Source organism: Flavobacterium sp. (assembly GCF_043773265.1).
Classification (GTDB): domain Bacteria; phylum Bacteroidota; class Bacteroidia; order Flavobacteriales; family Flavobacteriaceae; genus Flavobacterium.
Genome location: NZ_JAYVFH010000231.1, coordinates 1 through 4,726 on the forward strand (window position 1 = coordinate 1; position 4,726 = coordinate 4,726).

Genomic DNA, 4,726 nt, shown 5'->3' on the forward strand with positions numbered 1-4,726 from the left:
ACTTAAAAGTAATTAAAGTGGATTTTATCGCTTCTTTCAATTTTGGTTCTACTTTTGTTTCTTCCGCAAATTTGGTCCAGTTTTTTACTGTCTCACTAGTTTGATGGATGATTTCTGTTGCTTTTTTGATGTTCATCGATTTGGCAACTGTCAATAAATCCTCTTGAGTGATTGCATTTCTTTTACCGTTAATACTTAAAGCATGTTGACTTACCCATTCACTACCAAGTCTGTAGGCATGACAGATGTCATATGCAGGTGTTAGTTCCCAGTCGTGGTTTTCTCGTAGTCGAAACGCAAAATTTTTGGTATGATCGTCACAGTTTCGAGCCATTACATTAAAGACCATCCTACGGAACATCTGTTCGGCTTGAGGGTATAGGAGTCTTAATAATCTCATGGTTTGAAATAGTTGCTCATAGCTGTAGCTGTTGACGTTATTGAAGTCAAAGTGCTGCATGGCGCAAAATGTTTGAATATGGTGTTTGATATCCCCATTCTCTCTGTCAAAACGTTGTGTCATGAAGTGTGCTCTGCCATTTTCTTCTAATAATTGGCATTCAGTCATTTCAATTTCGCAGGCTTTTGCCATTAGATAATAGGCCATTTCTACACGACCATATCCTGTTGAAGCTCCGAATTGACTGTCACTTACACCATCTAATTTTATCAACCAATGATTGAATCCTTTGGGTGCTTTTGCTTGCCCAGATTTGATAACTCCCGTTTTTTCGTTATAGGCAATAATTGCTTTTGGTCTGGCGCCACCCGCTGATGTACCAATTTTTAGAATATCAAGGAGTGCCTTTTGTTCATCATGATTTAGGTTGGTTTCAAATTTTTGTCGGTTGTTGACTACTTCCTGTGTTATTTTAACCAAGTTGTCCATTTCGATAGTGAAAGCGGTTTGATTGGATTTGAAATTTACAGGTTCAAATTCCAGAGCACCCATTCCACGTGTGCCAATAAAGCATAATAACTCGACCGGATTCAAACTGTTTTCCGGACGACCGTTTTGTGCTAACCAAGCGTTTATTAATTGATTCCCATACTTATCGGGCATAACATCGGCGAGTAATCCTGGTAATCCTTTGAAGGTTGTATTTCTAACTAAATCCGGGAAGGAAAATATTCGGTTGGCTTGATTTAGGGGCATTTTTAAAGGTGCGACTTCCCAATTGTTTGCTATGAATTTCGGGTCGTATTCGAAACTGGCCGTTTGAGTGTTGGTATCCCATGCTACAGCTCCCACTCGTTCATTCCAAAGGTTTATATAAGCTGTTGTAATCATTACCAGTCGGATTTTTTGTCGTTAGTGTTATTTTTGTTACGTGCTCTTTGTCTTTTATTTTGTTCCAATTTGGCTAATTGTAACGGACTTACTTGTTCCTGTACTTTGAATACCTCCATGATGTAGAGCAGGTTCAACACTCTTAGGACTTGCAGTAGGGATTGTAGTGTGATTTTTTCTCCTTTTTCTATTTGTGTTATGGTCGAGCGATTAATCCCGGCCTCTGTAGCGAGTTGCTGCTGGGTTTTGTTTTGTAGCAAACGATGGTGTTTTACAAAAGCCCCAATAGTTTCTACTAGTGCCCCATCACTCATTGCTAACCAAGTATTGCTTGAAACATCCATCATAAACTGTTTTATTTGTATTTAATGCTGACTATTTCCAACAAAAATATCAAATAAAATTCTAAATAAGGTGTTTTTTTGTTATTTTATTTCTTTATAGTTTACCAAGATTCATTATAACGGCGATAATTGCCGTTGCTATGGAAAAAATTAAACTGGGTAGTCCTTAGAAAACATGTGATTTTTCGGAGAAGTTTTACCTCAACTTATTCTTTATATCGCAAATCGCGATATGCAATATGTGTTCCCTTTTTTTGTTAGTTCACGGAACTTGAACAATGTTTTTTTGTGAACAATGTAAGTATTTGAAAATGCAAATGAGTGTAAAAAACACCCTCGTTTGATAAAGCGTAATTTCAGCTACTCTAAATGTTCTAGTACATACAAAAAGTGCTGCATAATGTCTCCTGACTTTGCAGAATATTTTTAAATTTAAATTATGAATTAAATAGCTCAAAGTGGGAAGATTTTGCGAAGCTGGAAAATTAAGATCCAATTCACTGTGTCTGTAACCATCTTTACCTTGTGGATTATTGGCATAATAAAAGGTTAAATTTTCGTTTTTTATTTCTTTACGAATAGTAAAATCTTTTGCATACGGATTTTCCTCTCTTGTAAAAACAGAAACTTTATTAGTCTTTGAAAGTTCATTGCAAATAGATTGACTGTACACTTCAGAACCTGTGTTGTAATTTGGTGGATAACCGTGTATTATTTTAAGGATGTGCATATACTTGTATTCTTAAGCACTATTATTTTTTAATTCTATTTAAGAAGATTAATTTAGAATTAATTAGCTATTAAATGCTTTTGTCATCAATTCTATTTCACTTCTGGGAATTCCAAGTTCTTTTGCAATTGTTTTCCAATTGCTAATTGCTTGAATTACTTCTTTTATTATTGTGTCCATTTGTTTTTCATCTAATCGGAAATACATTCCCACACTTTTAGCCAATTCGTAATCAAGTGCATTGTTATCGGTATCAATATTTAGTGCTAAACCTTCTTTATCTATAGATGGATTAAGATCGTATGCTGGTGAAAGTATCCATCCTTCTTTTGTAAGCATAAAACCATGATTTCTTAGATGGTCGTCTGTGTTGGAAATGGCAATATTAAAAATGATTCTTCTCCATAATTGGTGTAGATTAGTTTCTATGTTGGTACCATGATTACTTATAAATTCGGCTATATCCAAGTAACTTGCCTGATTATCTCTTATAGTATCTTCATTATTTCCTGTCATAGTCATAGCTGATGCAAAGTGTATCCTTTCACCGTTTTCACGATCAAAACGTTTGGTGAAAAAGGTGTTATTATTGCCCATTATTTTTTCTATTCTACAAGTAGCCATTTCAATTCCTGCCTTAATTGCTAGTTGGTAGGATAAAAATTCCCACGCTGCTTTATCGGTAGTGTCTGTTTTGGAAGGAAATTTGGCAATCCAAAGACTTTTATCATTATCTAAAATGTTAGCTTTTGGCCTTGCACCACCTAGCGAAGAACCAGGAGCAATTAAAACAGATAACCATTTTTTTACTTCATCATTATTTTCATCGTTTTCAAAATTTGAAGCAGCATTTTGTAATTCTCTAATAGATGACCAAGGTGGTGTTGATGCTGTTTTGTTGCTATCCAAGAAATCTCCATTTGGGTCTATTTTGAAACGTAATGCACCCATACGACTTTCATCGTAAACACCTAAAAGGAAATCAATATCGTATAGTGTTTTTGGCTTTTCGTTTTTCTCTTTAGCTTGTTGTGTTTCTCTACGTTTCATTAAAGTACGTCCCCAAGAGTCGGGCATACTATCGAGGAATATGCCGAAATTTTCTTTTTGATTTGGATATTGAGGACCACTATACAATTGAATATCCGGATCTAAAAGGAATTTTTGTACGGATTTTAACCACTCTTTGTTGTATTCAAAACTAAATGCTTTTTTACCTTTTGCTTGTTGGGCAGATAATATGCCAATGATTTTTGGTTCTGGCATTTCTTGCCAATGTGCATAAACGTATATATCGGTTTTTGTGGACATCTTAGATGGTTAGATTTTTGGATTATTAGATTTTTAAAACTTTAGTATATTTTACTTTATCAGTCACTTTTGCTTTTATTATCAAAAGTTCTCGATACAATTTTTTTTTCATTGCATTACAAAAAAATCACTCGAACTGACGGTTTATAATGACTGACGACTTATTATACTTAACTTTTATTTTAGTAGTTCAAGGTCTTGGAGTTTTCTTCCTAGTTCATCGTCTGCTGCTAGTTTTAGGAAATCATCTTGTAGACCTAAAACACGCAGCACATTGAAATATGCTCCCATTGCTACACTTGTGTTTCCTAACTCAATTAAATGCAATGTTGATCTAGAAATATCTGCTCTCTCTGCTACTTGAATCATAGTGAGTTTTCGCCTTTTACGAGCTATCTTGATATTTTCTCCCATTTGTTCTAAAACCTTGTCATACTTTGGAAAAACAGTTTGTTTTTTGGTTGCCATTTTTAATAAATGTTTGTTATTCTGAACAAAAATAGCTATTGTGTTTGAAATAACAAACATTTTTTGTTATTATATTTCAATTTAAAACTTCCGCTATGCAAAGTATCCTTACTTTGCGTTTTTTTTTTTGGGTTTGACATCAAATTCAGGATACTTTTCGGAGCTGGTTTATATTCTATTGTAAATAAATTTTAATTTAAATGTGGACTAAATGTGGGCTAGAAGTAGAAATAAAAAACCATAACTAATTGATAATAAATCGTTAGGATTTTAATTATTCGGAGAAAGATGGATTAACTACGTTGTTCCCAGAAAGGGAATCCTGAGCAAAAGAAAACCTAAATGATTATTAGCATAATCATTTGTTTTTTTATTTTATAACCGCTTACAAAAGCTAAGCTTTTGACGCTATTATAAAATAAAAAAACCGATTAGTAAACTAATCGGTTTTCTTTCGCGGAGAAAGAGGGATTTGTCTGATACAAAAGCCACCAATAAAACCAATACTTCACAAAGTATTTTATTTAAGTGACACCTCGACTGACACCTCTTTATTAGGATTACAATTATCTTAAATTCAAA

5 protein-coding genes are annotated in these 4,726 nt (G+C 33.9%); all 5 read right to left on the reverse strand.

The annotated features are described in order from the left end of the window. The coding region (locus ACH2BO_RS12380; RefSeq protein WP_395045044.1) for a type II toxin-antitoxin system HipA family toxin at positions 1-1,291 on the reverse strand (1,291 nt) is incomplete at its 3' end. Next, positions 1,291-1,638 (reverse strand): helix-turn-helix domain-containing protein, encoded by a 348-nt coding sequence (locus tag ACH2BO_RS12385; protein ID WP_395045045.1) that lies wholly within the window; start codon positions 1,636-1,638, stop codon positions 1,291-1,293. The genes ACH2BO_RS12385 and ACH2BO_RS12380, both read right to left, overlap by 1 nt. A gap of 259 nt (positions 1,639-1,897) precedes the next feature. Next, on the reverse strand, positions 1,898-2,365 hold the full coding sequence (locus ACH2BO_RS12390) for a hypothetical protein (protein WP_395045046.1): 468 nt from the start codon (positions 2,363-2,365) through the stop codon (positions 1,898-1,900). Between the two features lie 63 nt (positions 2,366-2,428). Next, positions 2,429-3,676: a type II toxin-antitoxin system HipA family toxin gene (locus tag ACH2BO_RS12395; protein WP_395045047.1), complete on the reverse strand. Its 1,248-nt coding sequence runs from the start codon at positions 3,674-3,676 to the stop codon at positions 2,429-2,431. 177 nt (positions 3,677-3,853) lie between these two features. Continuing rightward, positions 3,854-4,204 carry a helix-turn-helix domain-containing protein gene (locus ACH2BO_RS12400; protein WP_395045048.1) on the reverse strand — a complete coding sequence of 117 codons (351 nt, stop codon included), beginning with the start codon at positions 4,202-4,204 and terminating at the stop codon, positions 3,854-3,856. Between the last annotated feature and the right edge of the window lie 522 nt (positions 4,205-4,726).